The organism is Mesorhizobium sp. M6A.T.Ce.TU.002.03.1.1, from assembly GCF_003997275.1.
Classification (GTDB): domain Bacteria; phylum Pseudomonadota; class Alphaproteobacteria; order Rhizobiales; family Rhizobiaceae; genus Mesorhizobium; species Mesorhizobium mediterraneum.
In genome coordinates this window covers 1-14165 of the sequence record NZ_RZTI01000147.1, presented here as the reverse complement: position 1 = coordinate 14165, position 14165 = coordinate 1, and the positions used below count along the sequence as shown (strand labels likewise).

At 63.6% G+C, this 14165-nt stretch carries 15 protein-coding genes; 9 read left to right on the top strand and 6 right to left on the bottom strand.

The features are described 5' to 3' along the window. Window positions 1-82 precede the first annotated feature (82 nt). From EOC93_RS28755 to EOC93_RS28725, 7 genes are all read left to right on the top strand, one after another. A complete protein-coding gene (locus EOC93_RS28755; RefSeq protein WP_095488386.1) occupies window positions 83-565 on the top strand; it encodes a hypothetical protein in 483 nt (160 codons plus the stop codon). Between the two features lie 89 nt (window positions 566-654). Then, complete coding sequence (locus tag EOC93_RS28750; protein WP_095488384.1) at window positions 655-1698, top strand: class I SAM-dependent rRNA methyltransferase; 1044 nt, start codon at window positions 655-657, stop codon at window positions 1696-1698. A gap of 2 nt (window positions 1699-1700) precedes the next feature. After that, the gene (locus EOC93_RS28745; RefSeq protein ID WP_095488382.1) at window positions 1701-2558 is read left to right on the top strand and encodes an RNA methyltransferase; all 858 of its coding nucleotides are present in this window, start codon (window positions 1701-1703) and stop codon (window positions 2556-2558) included. 8 nt (window positions 2559-2566) lie between these two features. Further along, the gene (gene lspA, locus EOC93_RS28740) at window positions 2567-3067 is read left to right on the top strand and encodes a signal peptidase II (RefSeq protein ID WP_095488380.1); all 501 of its coding nucleotides are present in this window, start codon (window positions 2567-2569) and stop codon (window positions 3065-3067) included. A gap of 52 nt (window positions 3068-3119) precedes the next feature. Then, a complete protein-coding gene (locus EOC93_RS28735) occupies window positions 3120-4109 on the top strand; it encodes an MDR family oxidoreductase (protein WP_127206295.1) in 990 nt (329 codons plus the stop codon). Between the two features lie 110 nt (window positions 4110-4219). After that, entirely contained in the window at window positions 4220-6508 is a 2289-nt protein-coding gene (locus EOC93_RS28730) for a PAS domain-containing hybrid sensor histidine kinase/response regulator (protein WP_127206294.1), read from the top strand. A 177-nt stretch (window positions 6509-6685) separates the two neighbouring features. Beyond that, complete coding sequence (locus tag EOC93_RS28725; protein ID WP_164759309.1) at window positions 6686-7561, top strand: GNAT family N-acetyltransferase; 876 nt, start codon at window positions 6686-6688, stop codon at window positions 7559-7561. Window positions 7562-7696: 135 nt separating this feature from the next. Here the strand turns inward: EOC93_RS28725 and grpE are convergent, their stop codons facing one another. Continuing rightward, a complete protein-coding gene (grpE, locus tag EOC93_RS28720) occupies window positions 7697-8332 on the bottom strand; it encodes a nucleotide exchange factor GrpE (protein WP_095488372.1) in 636 nt (211 codons plus the stop codon). Window positions 8333-8570: 238 nt separating this feature from the next. Between grpE and EOC93_RS28715 the strand changes: the two genes are divergently transcribed. Both EOC93_RS28715 and EOC93_RS28710 read left to right on the top strand, forming a co-directional pair. Beyond that, entirely contained in the window at window positions 8571-8807 is a 237-nt protein-coding gene (locus EOC93_RS28715) for a hypothetical protein (protein ID WP_095488370.1), read from the top strand. Between the two features lie 147 nt (window positions 8808-8954). Continuing rightward, on the top strand, window positions 8955-9977 hold the full coding sequence (locus tag EOC93_RS28710) for a fatty acid desaturase (protein ID WP_127206292.1): 1023 nt from the start codon (window positions 8955-8957) through the stop codon (window positions 9975-9977). 202 nt (window positions 9978-10179) lie between these two features. Here the strand turns inward: EOC93_RS28710 and EOC93_RS28705 are convergent, their stop codons facing one another. From EOC93_RS28705 to EOC93_RS28685, 5 genes are all read right to left on the bottom strand, one after another. Then, window positions 10180-10716 carry a DUF934 domain-containing protein gene (locus EOC93_RS28705; protein ID WP_127206291.1) on the bottom strand — a complete coding sequence of 179 codons (537 nt, stop codon included), beginning with the start codon at window positions 10714-10716 and terminating at the stop codon, window positions 10180-10182. A gap of 187 nt (window positions 10717-10903) precedes the next feature. Next, a complete protein-coding gene (locus EOC93_RS28700) occupies window positions 10904-11668 on the bottom strand; it encodes a phosphoadenylyl-sulfate reductase (protein ID WP_126104874.1) in 765 nt (254 codons plus the stop codon). Next, window positions 11643-13313: a nitrite/sulfite reductase gene (locus EOC93_RS28695; protein WP_126104873.1), complete on the bottom strand. Its 1671-nt coding sequence runs from the start codon at window positions 13311-13313 to the stop codon at window positions 11643-11645. Before EOC93_RS28695 ends, EOC93_RS28700 begins: the two co-directional genes overlap by 26 nt. Window positions 13314-13359: 46 nt before the next feature. Next, complete coding sequence (locus EOC93_RS28690) at window positions 13360-13665, bottom strand: DUF2849 domain-containing protein (RefSeq protein WP_095488360.1); 306 nt, start codon at window positions 13663-13665, stop codon at window positions 13360-13362. Further along, on the bottom strand, window positions 13662-14165 hold a 504-nt coding region (locus tag EOC93_RS28685), incomplete at its 5' end, for an SAM-dependent methyltransferase (RefSeq protein ID WP_245461566.1). The genes EOC93_RS28685 and EOC93_RS28690, both read right to left, overlap by 4 nt.

Below are 14165 nucleotides of genomic sequence, written 5' to 3'. Positions count from 1 at the left end.
CTCCCCTACTCCCTTATTCCCCTATTCCCCTACTCCCGTTCGGACGGGAACGTCTCCGGCGTCACGCCGTTGTTCGGACGTTATGGAGATACGCGGATTCCTGTTGTTCTGGTCCATCTTGGCCGCTGTCGTCGCGGCGCTCAGCCTTGGACCATCCTTCGCCCATGTCCTGGAATCGGCTCCTCGGCTGAAGTGGCCGCCTTCTCTCTGGCGCGAGACGACTGTCTTCAACGCCCAGTTCCAGCTGTTTGCCGTGATTGGCGCGCCGCTTGATGTGGCAGCGATCGCCTGCCCGGCACTTCTCGCATGGATGCTGCGCAACGACCGTCCGGCGTTCTGGTTCGCCTTGGCCGCCGCCGTGCTCTTTGCTATGTCTCTTGCGACGTGGTCTGCTCTCGTCAAACCGGCGAACGATGTTTTAGCCACCTGGGCACCTGGACCGATCCCGGAAAATTTCGAAGCGATCCGGCGGCGCTGGGAAACCGGCCATATGATCGTCGCCGGCTTCAAGGCCGTCGGTTTCGTATCGTTGGTTGTCGCCCTGCTTTGGATCAAGCGCGGCTGATCGTTTCGGAAATCTCCAGCGACCGCGTTTGTTGCACCGGTGAATGTGCTGTGGCAGAAGCGGGCCAAGTCGCCCCGGAGATGCTCTTTTTGAAACCTTTTCGCGACAAACGCCGCGACAGCCGCTCGCATCAGCCCGCAAAGGGCGGGGCGGAACAGCCGCGCGGAACCGGCACAAAACCGGACGACCGGTCTGTTCCGAAGCCCACGCCGCGCGTCCTTTCGCTTCGCGACGGCGCCCTGCCGGTCGAACACCTGCCGCTGATCCTCGAAGTGGCGCCCAACGCCGACTATGCGCTTCTCGACAGCGGCGCCGGGCAAAAGCTCGAGCAGTACGGCCCCTATCGCATCGTCCGGCCCGAAGGCCAGGCGATCTGGCAAAAAGCGTTGCCGGCCAAGGACTGGGACCGCGCCGACGCCATTTTCACCGGCGACACCGACGAGGAAGGCATCGGCCGCTGGCGCTTCCCGAGGACGCCGCTCGGCGAGACCTGGCCGATGAAGCATGACGGCATCGATTATCTCGGCCGCTTCACCTCGTTTCGCCATGTCGGCGTGTTCCCCGAGCAGGCCTCGCACTGGGACCACATGGCCGGGCTGATCGCGGCGGCGAAGCGACCGGTCAAGGTGCTGAATCTGTTCGGCTATACCGGCCTTGCCTCACTGGTGGCGGCGCGTGCCGGCGCCGAGGTGACCCATGTCGATGCGTCCAAGAAGGCGATCGGCTGGGCCAGGGAGAACCAGGAGATGGCGGGCCTGTCGCAAAAGCCGATCCGCTGGATCGTCGACGATGCCATGAAATTCGCTGAGCGAGAGGAGCGCCGCGGCAGCCGCTACGACATCGTCCTGTTCGATCCGCCCGCCTATGGCCGTGGCCCCAAGGGCGAGGTCTGGCAGTTGTTCGAGGATCTGCCTGATCTGACCGACCTCTGCCGCTCGATCCTGACGCCGAAGCCGATTGCTGTGGTGCTGACCGCCTATTCGATCCGCGCTTCCTTCTTCGCCATCCATGCCTTGATGCGCGACACTTTCGCAGGCATGGGCGGCACGGTCGAATCCGGCGAGCTGATCATCCGCGAGAAATCCGCCGGCCGGGCGCTGTCGACCTCGCTGTTCTCGCGCTGGGTGGCCTGACAATGAGCGAGCGGCATGCAGGCGCGCCCGGACAGGTGAAAGAGGTCACCAGCCTCGCCAACCCGCTGGTCAAGGACATCAAGGCGCTGGCGCTGAAGAAATTCCGCGACCAGCAGAACGCCTTCATGGCCGAGGGGCTGAAGCTGGTCATCGACGCGCTCGACCTCGGCTGGGCGATCCGGACGCTGGTCTTCGCCAAGGCCGGACGCGGCAATGCGGCAGTCGAAAAGGTCGCGGCGCGCACGGTCGCCGCCGGCGGCACCGTGCTCGAAGTTTCGGAAAAAGTGCTCGTCGCCATCACCCGTCGCGACAACCCGCAAATGGTGGTCGGCGTCTTTTCGCAGAAGTTCCTGCCGCTGAAAGACATCCACGCTCAAGACAGCGATGTCTGGGTGGCGCTCGATCGCGTGCGCGATCCCGGCAATCTCGGCACCGTCATCCGCACCGTCGATGCCGTCGGCGCCAAGGGCATCATCCTGGTCGGCGAGACCACCGATCCTTTTTCCGTCGAAACCGTGCGCGCCACCATGGGCTCGATCTTCGCGGTGCCGGTCGCCAAGGCGACGCCGGAAACCTTCCTCGCGTGGCGAAAAAGCTTTCCTGGCCTCGTTGCCGGCACGCATCTGAAGGGTGCCGTTGACTACCGTTCGGTCGATTTTTCCCAAGGCCCGGTGCTGCTGATGATGGGCAACGAACAGCAGGGCCTGCCCGACAGCCTGGCCGAAAGCTGCGACAGGTTGCTGCGGATTCCACAGGCCGGCCGGGCCGATTCGCTCAATCTGGCGGTGGCCACCGGCGTCATGCTGTTCGAGATCCGGCGCGGCGCGCTGAAACTTGCCCCGGAGGACGCCAAACCGTGACATCCCAAATGGTGACATCCCAAACGGCAAAATCGTGGTTCCCCTACGTCCTGCTGGTCGCCGCCGCGGTAGCGCTCGACCAGTGGGTGAAATACCTGGTCGAGACCGGTCTCGCCTTTCAGGAAAAGGTCGATCTTGTGCCATTCCTGGCATTGTATCGCACCTACAACACCGGCATTGCCTTCTCGATGTTTTCGTCCTTCGGCGACACCGGCCTGGTGGTCATCGCCACTTTCGTCGTCGCTTTCGTGCTCTATCTCGCGGCCCGCACTCCGCCCGGCCACGTGCTGACCCGCATCGGCTTTGCGCTGATCGTCGGCGGCGCGCTCGGCAATCTGTTCGACCGCGCTACCTATGGTCACGTGATCGACTACATCCTGTTCCACACCCCGGTATGGTCCTTCGCCATCTTCAACCTCGCCGACGCCTTCATCGCGGTCGGCGCGGTGCTGGTCGTCTTCGACGAACTCATCGGTTGGCGGCGCGAGGCCAAGGCCTCAAACGATTGACCTGGCCTTCCGTCGCCATACAGTGCCCATTCGAAAAGCCCGAGGAGAAGACATGCCCGAAACCTTCAAAGCCATCCTCGTTTCGCGCGACGCCGAGAAGAAACAGTTGGTCGTGGTGACCGACCTCACCGAAGCCGACCTGATGGAAGGCGATGTCACCGTCGCCGTCGAGGCGACGACGGTGAACTACAAGGATGGCCTCGCCATATCAGGCAAGGCCCCGGTGATCCGCCGTTGGCCGCTGGTGCCGGGCATCGATTTCGCCGGCACCGTCATCTCGTCCTCCCATGCCGACTGGCGCAAGGGGGACAAGGTCATATTGAACGGCTGGGGCGTCGGCGAAACGCATTTTGGCGCCTATGCCGAGCGCGCCCGTGTCAAGGGCGACTGGCTGGTGCCGCTGCCTCAGGGCATGAGCCCGCATGATGCCATGGCGATCGGCACCGCCGGCTACACCGCTATGCTTTGCGTCATCGCTCTGGAACGGCACGGAATCGTGCCCGATCGCGGCCCGGTGGTGGTGACGGGCGCGGCCGGCGGCGTCGGCTCGGTCGCGGTCTCGATCCTGTCCAGCCTCGGCTATCACGTTATCGCCTCGACCGGCCGCAGCGCTGAAAGCCCCTATCTGATCGACCTGGGTGCTGCGGAAGTGATTTCGCGCGAAGAGCTTGCCCAGCCGGCAAAGCCGCTCGCCAAGGAACGCTGGGCCGGCGGCGTCGATGCGGTCGGCAGTCATACGCTGGCCAACGTCCTTTCGATGACCTCCTATGGCGGCGCCGTCGCCGCCTGCGGCTTGGCCGGCGGCATGGATCTACCGGCGAGCGTCGCCCCGTTCATCCTGCGCGGCGTTTGTCTGCTCGGCATCGATTCGGTGATGGCGCCAAAAGCGGTCCGCATGGAGGCGTGGCGCCGCATCGGCACGGACCTCGACCTCCAGAAACTCGCCAGCCTGTCCACGACCATTGGCTTCGACGGCATCATCGACGCCGCGCACGACATCGTCGACGGCAAGATCCGTGGCCGCGTGGTGGTGGACATGTGAGTTCTGTCGTCTGCCGTTTTTGCAAGAAAGGAAGGCAAAAACCGCGCGACCGATAAAATTCGAACGATCGGCCGCAATTTTCCATAATCTCTGTCTGGCAAGGATTTCGCATGGTCACGGAATCCGGCATCAGAGAAACGGAGAGCGCCGAAAGCGCCGATGGGATCGGCCCGGAGGCGCCAAGGCGGCAGCATATTGCAGCGCCGCCACTAGCGCCCGAACTGCCCGCTGCCAATCGTGAAGGCCTGCCGTTCCTGACGCTCGTCGCCATCGTCGTGCTGGCAGGCCTGTCGCATCTGACCGGAGCGCCGATCTTCATCACCGTCGGGCTTTTGGCGACTGGCATGGCCGGTCTTGCCGTGCATTTGCGTGCCAGGCGCACGGATCGTCGCGCCGTTGCCCTCCTTGGCGAGACCGCAGCTCGCAGCCGCGCCGAGGTCGAGACCCTGGCCGACCGCATGTGGGAGATGCAGGAGAGCGAGGAACGCTTTCGCGGGCTGATCGACGCGCTTGGCGATCTCGTCGTCCACCGCGACCGTGACGGCCACATCGTCTATGCCAACAAGGTTTTCGCCGATCTTGTCGGAAGCGACCAGCGCGACCTTGCCGGCAGGACTCTGGCCGAGCTCGGCATCGACGTCGGCATCGTTCCCGATGCCGCCTTTTCCGACCACGAATGCCTGAGTTCCACCGACGTCGCCATTAACATGCCGAGCGGCCCGCGCTGGTTCTCATGGATCGAACTGTCCGTGCGCGACAAGGAGAGCGGCGCCGTCTCGCATCGCGCCATCGCCCGCGACATTACCGCCCGCAAGCACGCAGAATCGTCGCTGATCACCGCCCGTGAGCGAGCCGAATATGCGAGCCAGGCCAAATCGCGCTTCCTCGCCACCGTCAGCCACGAGATCCGCACGCCGATGAACGGCATCATGGGCATGGCCAGGCTGCTGGCGGACACCAATCTCTCGCCTGAACAACGGACCTATGTCGGCGCCGTATCGACCTCGGCCAGCGCGCTGCTGGCGCTGATCGAGGATCTGCTCGACTATTCCAAGATCGAGGCTGGCCGCTTCGATCCCGAACCGCAGCCAATGTCCGTGCGCGAGATCGCCGACAACATCATCGAGCTCCTAGCGGCGCGCGCCTTCGCCAAGAATATCGGCGTTGGCTGCCATGTCGAGCCCGACGTGCCGCAAATGATATCAGCCGATCCGGGAAGAGTCAGGCAGGTGCTGCTCAACCTGATCGGCAATGCCATCAAGTTCACCGACAGCGGCGGCGTGCTGGTGACCGTCGCCCGTGCCCGCACCGAAACCACCGATCGCATACGCTTCAGCGTCACCGACACCGGTCCCGGCCTCGGCGAGGACGACCTAGAGCGCATTTTCGAGGAATTCGAACAGGTCGATGGCTCGTCAACCCGCGCGCACGGTGGCGCCGGTCTCGGTCTTGCCATCTCCAAGCGCCTGGTGACCGCCATGGGCGGCACGATTTCGGTGTCGAGCCGGCTCGGCCAAGGTTCCGAATTCGTTTTCGAAATCCCCGTAATATCGGCCATCGAAGCACCGCAGATGCGCCAGAATGCGCTGTCTGGCCGGCGCGCCGTGATCCTGTCGAAGAACGCCATCGAGGCCGACGCCATCGCTCGCACCATCCGCGCCAATGGCGGCATGGTCGATCTGGCCGCGACCGCCGCCCAGGCAGAACCCTTCGCCGAAGGCTGCGACGTGCTTCTGGTCGACGCGGCCATGGAGGACAGCGACGGCAGGTTGCTCAAGCGCCTTCGCCAGAGCGGCTTTGCCGATTGCGAGGCGATCACGCTGATCGCACCGACCGATCGCGGCATGTTGGGCGAGTTCCGCGCCAGCGGCTACTCCACCTTCCTGGCAAGGCCGGTGCGTGGCGAGACGTTGCTGCGCGTGCTTTTGACCAGCAGCGTACCCGCCCTCACCCAGCCACAGGCGGAAAAGCGCGGCGCGCCATCCGTCCGCGCCATCGCCGGCCGCCGGCAGGGCCTGTCCGTGCTGATCGCCGAGGACAACGACATCAACGCCATGCTTGCCCGGGCCACGCTGCTGAAGGCCGGGCACCGCGTGAAAGTGGTCGGCAACGGCAAGGCCGCCGTCGAGGCCGTCACTGGCACCGGCCACAAGCACCGCTTCGACGTGGTGCTGATGGACCTGCACATGCCTGTCATGGACGGGCTGGACGCCATCGCCGCAATCCGCCGCCACGAGGAGGAAACCGCCGTGCCGCCGGTCCCGATCATGGTGCTGTCGGCGGATAGTCAGGAAAAGACCCGCCACGCCGTGCTTGCCCATGGCGCCAGCGGCTTCGTCACCAAGCCGCTCGACCCCGACGCGCTTGTCCATGCGGTCGAAGGCCAGGTGGCGGCGTGATCCGCCGAGCTGTCCTACCAAGTTTCCCGGCGTAACATAGCCGGTTGAAGGATTACCCAGCCGACGAAGTATTGCCGGCAACGCCGTATCACGGTACTGTCACAATCCTGTTGCACCTACACCGTATCCCCGTGCCAAGAGGGATGGCTCGAAGGAGAATCACTCGTGCATACAGTTATGCCGGAATGTGACGCTCGGCCGAACGCCAGCGGTGCTTTGCTCACCGGGCGGAACGTCGATGCCGTCATAAAAGGCGAAGCGCTCGGCCGCATAGGCAACCTCGAAGTGCGGCTCGCCCGCAACGAGGCCGAGGTCGCTGCCGCGCAGGAAGTGCGCTACCGGGTTTTCTACGACGAGCTTGGCGCCAGGAAGAACCTGTTCCAGGCGCAGGACCGCCGCGATGCTGATCATTTCGATCCGCTTTGTGATCATTTGCTCGTCTTCGACACCTCGCTGTCGGGTCCCGAGCACCGCCGCATTGTCGGCACGTACCGCCTGCTGCGGCAGGAAATCGCGGCAGCGGCCGGCGGCTTCTATTCCGAGGGCGAGTTCGAGCTGACCAATCTTATCGCCCGTCACCCCGGCCAGCGTTTCCTCGAGCTCGGTCGCTCCTGCGTCTTGCCGGAATACCGCTCGAAGCGCACCATCGAGGCGCTCTGGCAAGGCATTTGGGCCTATATCAACCATTACGGCATCGGCGTGATGACCGGTTGCGCCTCTTTCCAAGGCACCGTGCCGGCGGCGCACGCCGAAGCGCTGACCTATCTCGCCAATAATTGCCGGACGAACTCGGCCTGGGACGTGCGCGCGGTCGCCGGCCGCTACTGTTCCATGGATTTAATGCCGATCGAGGCGGTCAACGCCAAGGCCGCGATCGCGGCTATGCCACCGCTGGTCAAGGGCTATCTGCGCGTCGGAGCGCGCATCGGCGACGGCTGCGTCATCGACCGCGAATTCTCGACGGTCGACGTGTTCGTGGTGATGCCGGTCAAGGAGATCGGCGCCCGCTACGTCAGCTATTATGGCGGGGAAGCCCAGCGCTTCGCGGCCTGAGTAGGGCAGTAGGAGAATAAGGCAGTAGGGGAGTAGGGGAGAGAAGGCAACGGCCGGAGTAGGCAATTGCTCTACTTTGCCGTGCGTAGCGTTATTCCCTACTCCCGTACTGCCCTATTCCCCTACTCCCCTAATTTAAGCATCCTTCTCAGCCTGCTCATTCACCGGCCCTGGCTCGACCGGCGCTTCACCAGCCACATGCTTGGGGCCTCCCTTGGCGACGCCGACCATGGCCGGCCGCAACACCCGCTCACCGATCGAATAGCCTGGCTGCACGACTTGGACCACCGTGTTGGCCGGCACCTCTGGATTGGGCACCTCGAACATCGCCTGGTGGAAATTCGGGTCGAATTTCTCGCCTTCCGGCTCGAGCTTCTTCACGCCGTGCCGCTCCAGCGCCGACAGCATAGCGCGCTCGGTGAGCTCGACGCCCTCGATCAGCGCCTTGAAGCCGGCATCACCCGACGCCTTGGTCTCAGCTGGGATCGCGTCCAGCGCGCGACGCAGATTGTCCGATACCGACAGCATGTCACGGGCGAAATTGGCAACGGCATAGGCACGCGCGTCGTGCACGTCGCGGGCGGTACGGCGGCGCAGATTCTCCATCTCGGCCGCGACGCGGAGCGCGCGGTCCTTCAACTCGTCGTTTTCCTTCAACAGCCGCACAAGCGCTTCGTAGTCGCCGTCGACGCTGCCTTCCGTGTGTTCGGTGGCAGCCCCGACCGTCTCGGCTTCATCGGGCGCGCGTTCGTCTTTTGCCTGGTCGCTCATCGCCGTTTCCCGTCATTTCGAATGATGTGGATTTTGTGCCCGATATCGAGGTTTGGCGGCCAAAAATCAAGGGGCAAGCGATACTGGAGGGGCCGCTCGCGCTTTGACGACGCATCATGAAGACCTTTCGATATTAATTCAAATTTTACTGTAACCGCTAGCTTTGCTTGCCAAGATGCTGCGATGGGGGAACCATTCGTCTGCTGGAAGAGTTTCGAAGCCGACACAGGATTTTGAGATGACGACCCGCAACAACGGCGACCGCAACAAGAATGGCGACCGCAATAATGATGAAAGACGTGAAAGGCTCGCGGCCGGCATCAGGCGCCAGTTCGGCACCGAGGCAACGATGGGCTTTCTGCGTGCGTTGCCGGCGTTTCGGATGGAGAACGATATTCCCGATCGTTTCAAGGAATTGCTCGACCGCCTGGACGGTATCGAGAGCAGCGTAGCCGCCGGTGGCCGCCGGCGGTAGACGAGCACATTCGCCTGTCGTCGCGTGCCGTCGGAACCAAGCATGCCCTTCCACATGCAGCCTCTTGCGCGTCGCGCGACAATTACGCGCAGTAACTTGGCGTGATCCCTGCCTTGCGGCGACGGTATGGTCCGTCTATGCTTCCTGATGAACATGATTTCCCCCGAAGCTGTGGCGAACAGCAAACGTGCCTGGTTGAAGATCCTGGCGCGCTACAAGACGCCTGACAGGCGGCGCAGCGCCGTCGAACTTGCCATCACACTTATCCCCTTTGCCACGCTGTGGGCCCTGTCCACGGCTGCCTATGCCCATGGTCATTGGTGGGGTCTGATCCTCATCCTACCGGCCGCCGGCTTTCTGGTGCGGATCTTCATGATCCAGCATGATTGCGGCCACGGCTCCTTCTTCGCCAACCGCACTGCCGACGACTGGATCGGCCGCGGGCTGGGCATCCTGACCTTGACCCCCTACGATTGCTGGCGACGCGCCCACGCAACCCATCACGCCAGCGCCGGCAATCTCGATGAGCGCGGCACGGGCGACATCAGGACGCTGACTGTTGCCGAATACCGGCAAATGTCCTGGCGGGGCCGCCTTGCCTATCGTCTCTATCGCCATCCGCTGGTCATGTTCGGCCTCGGCCCGATTTGGCTTTTCATCTTTGAGCAGCGACTGCCGGTCGGCATGATGCGAGGCGGCCTCACGCCCTGGATTTCCTCAATGGCCACCAATGTGGCCATCGCGGTTGCCGCCGCTGCCCTCATTTGGTTCGTCGGCCTCGAAGCGTTCCTGGTTGTCCATTTGCCCATCGTCGTCCTCGCCGGTTCCGCCGGCATCTGGCTGTTCTACGTCCAGCACCAGTTCGAAGAGACCGAGTGGGCGAAGGATTCCGAATGGGAATTCCAGCATGCGGCGCTGCACGGCTCGTCCTACTATGACCTGCCGCCGGTGCTGAACTGGTTCACCGGCAATATCGGCGTCCATCACGTGCATCACCTCTCCGCCAAGGTGCCGTGCTACCGGCTCCAGGAGGTCCTGAGGGACTATCCGGAACTGCGCGAAATCGGCCGCGTCACGCTTCTCGACAGCCTGCGCTGCGTCAAGCTCGCACTGTGGGACGAGAGCCGCAGCAAGCTGGTGTCGTTTCGCGAAGCGCGGATGACTGCATAAAACGCGCAGCCGCACCTAGAGCAATTCCAGGAAAAGTGCGTAGCGGTTTTCCGTCCGGAATTGCGTAAAAATAAATACTTAGAGCGGTTCGGCGATTCTATCAAAAGCTGAACCGCTCTAAGTGCGGCGGTTTTCCAAGAGCCGACTCAAGCCGCTTTGCGTTCGTCGCGCATCAGGATCTCGCCGTGGCCGGCGCAGGCGATCAGTCGGCGCGCACGCGCCGCCAGGAATATTTGGGGCCTTTGGCCTCCGGCTTCTCGGTCGGCTGATAGTACAGAGGCAGGCCGCCAGTGCGGCCGGCCTCGAGCCTTTTCAAGAGCACTGGATGCGACACCTCGAACTCATCGAAGCCGAGGCGCAGCATATGCGGTAGCTGATCGACCAGAACCTGCCCGGTGGCGCGGACCGCGCCCTCGAAACGGTGGCGGCTGCGCAGCAATTCGCCCTTGGAGAAAGACCGGCCGTCACTGAAAGCCGGGAAGGCCAACGCCACCAGCGATGTCTGGTCGAGCAGGTCGGCGATCTTTTCGAGCTGGTCGCCGGGCTGAAGCAGCACGCCGATGCGTTCCTTCGCCGACCGGCGCACCACCGGGTCGAGGTCGAGAAACACCTGCAGCGGCAGGATGAAGCGGCCATTGCCGGACAGTGCGTCGGCGCTCTCGGCATGGCTCCACTCGTCCTCGCTAAAACCTGTCGGGGTCCAGAGGCGGGTGGCGTTTTCCGCTATCGATTCACTCATCGAGAAATTCCCAAGTCCACAAAATTCTAAAGTTCAAAACGCCCGAGGGTGTGTTGAGATTCAGGTCAGGCCGAGCCGAGAATGGTGGCTTCCGAGAACCGGAGCGGAGCGTACTTTGGGTACGTGAGCACCGGAAGCGCAGGAAGCCGCCATTCGCAGGCCGACCTCACCTGAATATCAACATACCCTAAAGCGACGCGTCGGTCAGTGACTTCTCCAGCCCCGACAGATGGATGCCGCACTCGGTCTTGGCATGCCCTGCCCAGCGGCCGCTGCGCGCGTCCTCACCCGGCTGCACCGGCTGCGTGCACGGGAAGCAGCCGATCGAGAGATAGCCATAGGCGACCAGCGGGTTTTCGCGCAGCGCATGGGCGCGCATGTAGTTGGCCTGGTCGGCGGTCGTCCAATGCGCCAGCGGATTGATGCGGATGCGCGAGCCGACCGCCTCGAACACCGGAAGCGCCGCCCGCGTCGTCGCCTGAAAACGCTTGCGGCCGGTGAACCAGGCGCGGAACGGCTCAACGCCGCGCGCCAGCGGCTCGACCTTGCGGACATCGCAGCAGGCGTCGGTGTCGGTCTCGTTCAGATTGCCGGTCGGATCGATCCGTTCGAGCGCCGCTTCTTCGGGCGTGATCACCCTTATATCGGTCAGCCCGAAATCGGCAACGAGCGCGTCGCGATAGCCGAGCGTCTCCTCGAAGTGCTTGCCGGTGTCGAGGAAGATGATCGGCAGCGTCCGGTCGATCTTGGCGATCATGTGCAGCAGCACGGCTGAATCGGCGCCGAAGGAGGAAACCGCGGCGATTTCACCGTGAAAGAATTCCTGGGCCGACCGCTCGATGATCTCCAGCGGCTTCAGATGACCATAGAGCGCATCGAGCCCCGCCGCTTCGGCAGCGATGCCGGCCTCGACGTCGACGATACGATCAAGCGGCCTTGGCTTCGCCAGCATAGAGCGCCTCCTTGAACGGCGCGGGACCGACACGGCGGTAGGCGTCGATGAATTTTTCGTTTCTGTCGAGCCGGAGGCCGAGATAGGTCTCGACGATCTGCTCGATGGCGTCGGTGATTTCTGCCGACGAGAAGCCGCGGCCGATGATCTCGCCGACCGATGTGTTCTCGTCGGCCGAGCCGCCGAGCGTGACCTGATAGAGCTCGGCGCCCTTCTTCTCGACGCCGAGGATGCCGATATGGCCGACATGGTGATGGCCGCAGGCGTTGATGCAGCCGGAAATCTTCAGCTTCAATTCACCGATCTCGCGCTGCCGCTCAAGCGAAGCGAAACGAAGCGAGATTTCCTGTGCCACCGGAATGGAGCGCGCCGTGGCCAACGCGCAATAATCGAGGCCAGGGCAGGAGATGATGTCGGTGATCAGGTTTGAATTGGCCGTCGCCAGTCCGATGTCGACCAGAGCGTCATAGACCGCCTTGAGGTCGGCGCGCGCAACATGCGGCAGGATCAGATTCTGCTCGTGGCTGACGCGCAGCTCGTCGAAGGCGTACTTTTCGGCAAGGTCGGCGATCGCTTCCATCTGGCTGTCGGAGGCATCGCCCGGCGCTTCGCCGATGCCCTTGAGCGAGATGGTGACGGCGGCATAATCGGGATGGCGGTGGGTCACCACGTTCTGGTCGAGCCATTCCGAAAAGCTCTTGGAATCGAGGCGGGCAAGCTTGACCGCCTCGTCGCCTTCCGGCCGGTCCGTCAGCGCCGGCGGCGCGAAATAGGCATCGATGGCGCGAATGTCGGCTTCCGGCAGCTTCAGGTCCGCATCCTTCAGCTCCTGCCATTCGGCCTCGACCTGGCGGGTGATCTCCTCGACACCGGTCTCGTGGACGAGGATCTTGATGCGCGCCTTGTATTTGTTGTCGCGGCGGCCGTAGAGGTTGTAAACGCGCAGGATCGCTGTGCAGTAGGACAGAAGGTCGGCCTCGGGCAGGAAGTCGCGGATTTTCTTGGCGATCATCGGCGTGCGACCCTGGCCACCGCCGACATAGACGGCGAAACCGAGTTCGCCGGCCGCGTTCTTCTTCAAATGCAGGCCGATGTCATGCGTCTGGATGGCGGCGCGGTCGCGCTCGGCGCCGGTCACCGCGATCTTGAATTTTCTCGGCAGGAACGAGAACTCCGGATGAACCGACGACCATTGGCGCAGGATTTCCGCATAGGGGCGCGGATCGGCGACTTCGTCGGCGGCTGCGCCGGCGAAGTGGTCGGCGGTGACGTTGCGGATGCAATTGCCACTGGTCTGGATGGCATGCATCTCGACGCTGGCCAGATCGGCCAGGATCGCCGGAATGTCCGACAGCGCCGGCCAGTTGAACTGGATGTTCTGGCGCGTCGTGAAATGGCCGTAGCCCTTGTCGTATTTGCGGGCGATATGGCCGAGCATGCGCAGCTGGTTGCTGTTCAGCGTGCCGTAAGGCACCGCGATGCGCAGCATGTAGGCGTGCAATTGCAGGTAGACGCCATTCATCAACCTCAGCGGCCGGAACTGATCCTCGGTGATTTCACCGGCAAGCCGCCGCGCGACCTGGTCGCTGAACTCGGCGACGCGGGCCTGGACGAAATCGTGATCGAACTCATCGTAACGGTACATGTCTGGTCTTTCCGGGCGCGTCCGCCCGTTTCATCAATGTGGTCGTTTACGCCGCCCGAGCGGCTTCCGGGCGCGCCTGCTTGCCCAGGTCGTTGCGGTTGGTCGGGCCGGCGGCGCGGATCTTTTCACGCAGCCGGACCGGCTCGACCACGCCATTGGCGACGGTCACGTCGATCAGATTGACGTCGACCACTTCGTTGTTGGCATAGGCCGTGGCGCCGATCGCCTCCAGCCGGTCTTCAGCCCCCTTGTCATGGGCGACGTCGGCATGGTCGATGGTCTCGGCCCAGCCGCCATTGGCGTACCAGACGGCTTCGCCATCGGCGAGGCGGTTTGCGGTCAGAACTTTCATCGTTCAGCTCCTTCGGCGGCCGTTTGGGCCGCGCCTTCATGCCTGTGTGCCGCGAGCGGCTCGGAACGTTCAAAGTTGGCGCCGGCGACCGCATCGCCGATGATCGTCATGACCGGGCCGGTAAGATCGGCGCGGACCTCCAGCGACGGCAGGTCGGCGAGCGTGCCGTGGAAACGGCGGCGGTTGGCAAGGCTGGCATTCTCGACCACGGCGACCGCCGTATCCGGCGACAGGCCCGCCTCGATCAGCCGGCCGGCAACTTCGGCCGCGACCGAGCGGCCCATATAGACGGCGACCGTGGCGCCGGAAATGGCGAGCTTTGCCCAGTCGGGCAACGAATTTCCCTTGAGGTCGTGGCCGGTGGTGAACACCATCGATGACGACACGCCGCGCAGCGTCAGCGGCAACTCGAAATCAGCGGCGGCGGCGAAGGCCGCGGTGACGCCCGGAACCACCTCATAGGCGACGCCGGCATCGCGCAGCGCTGCCATTTCGTCGCC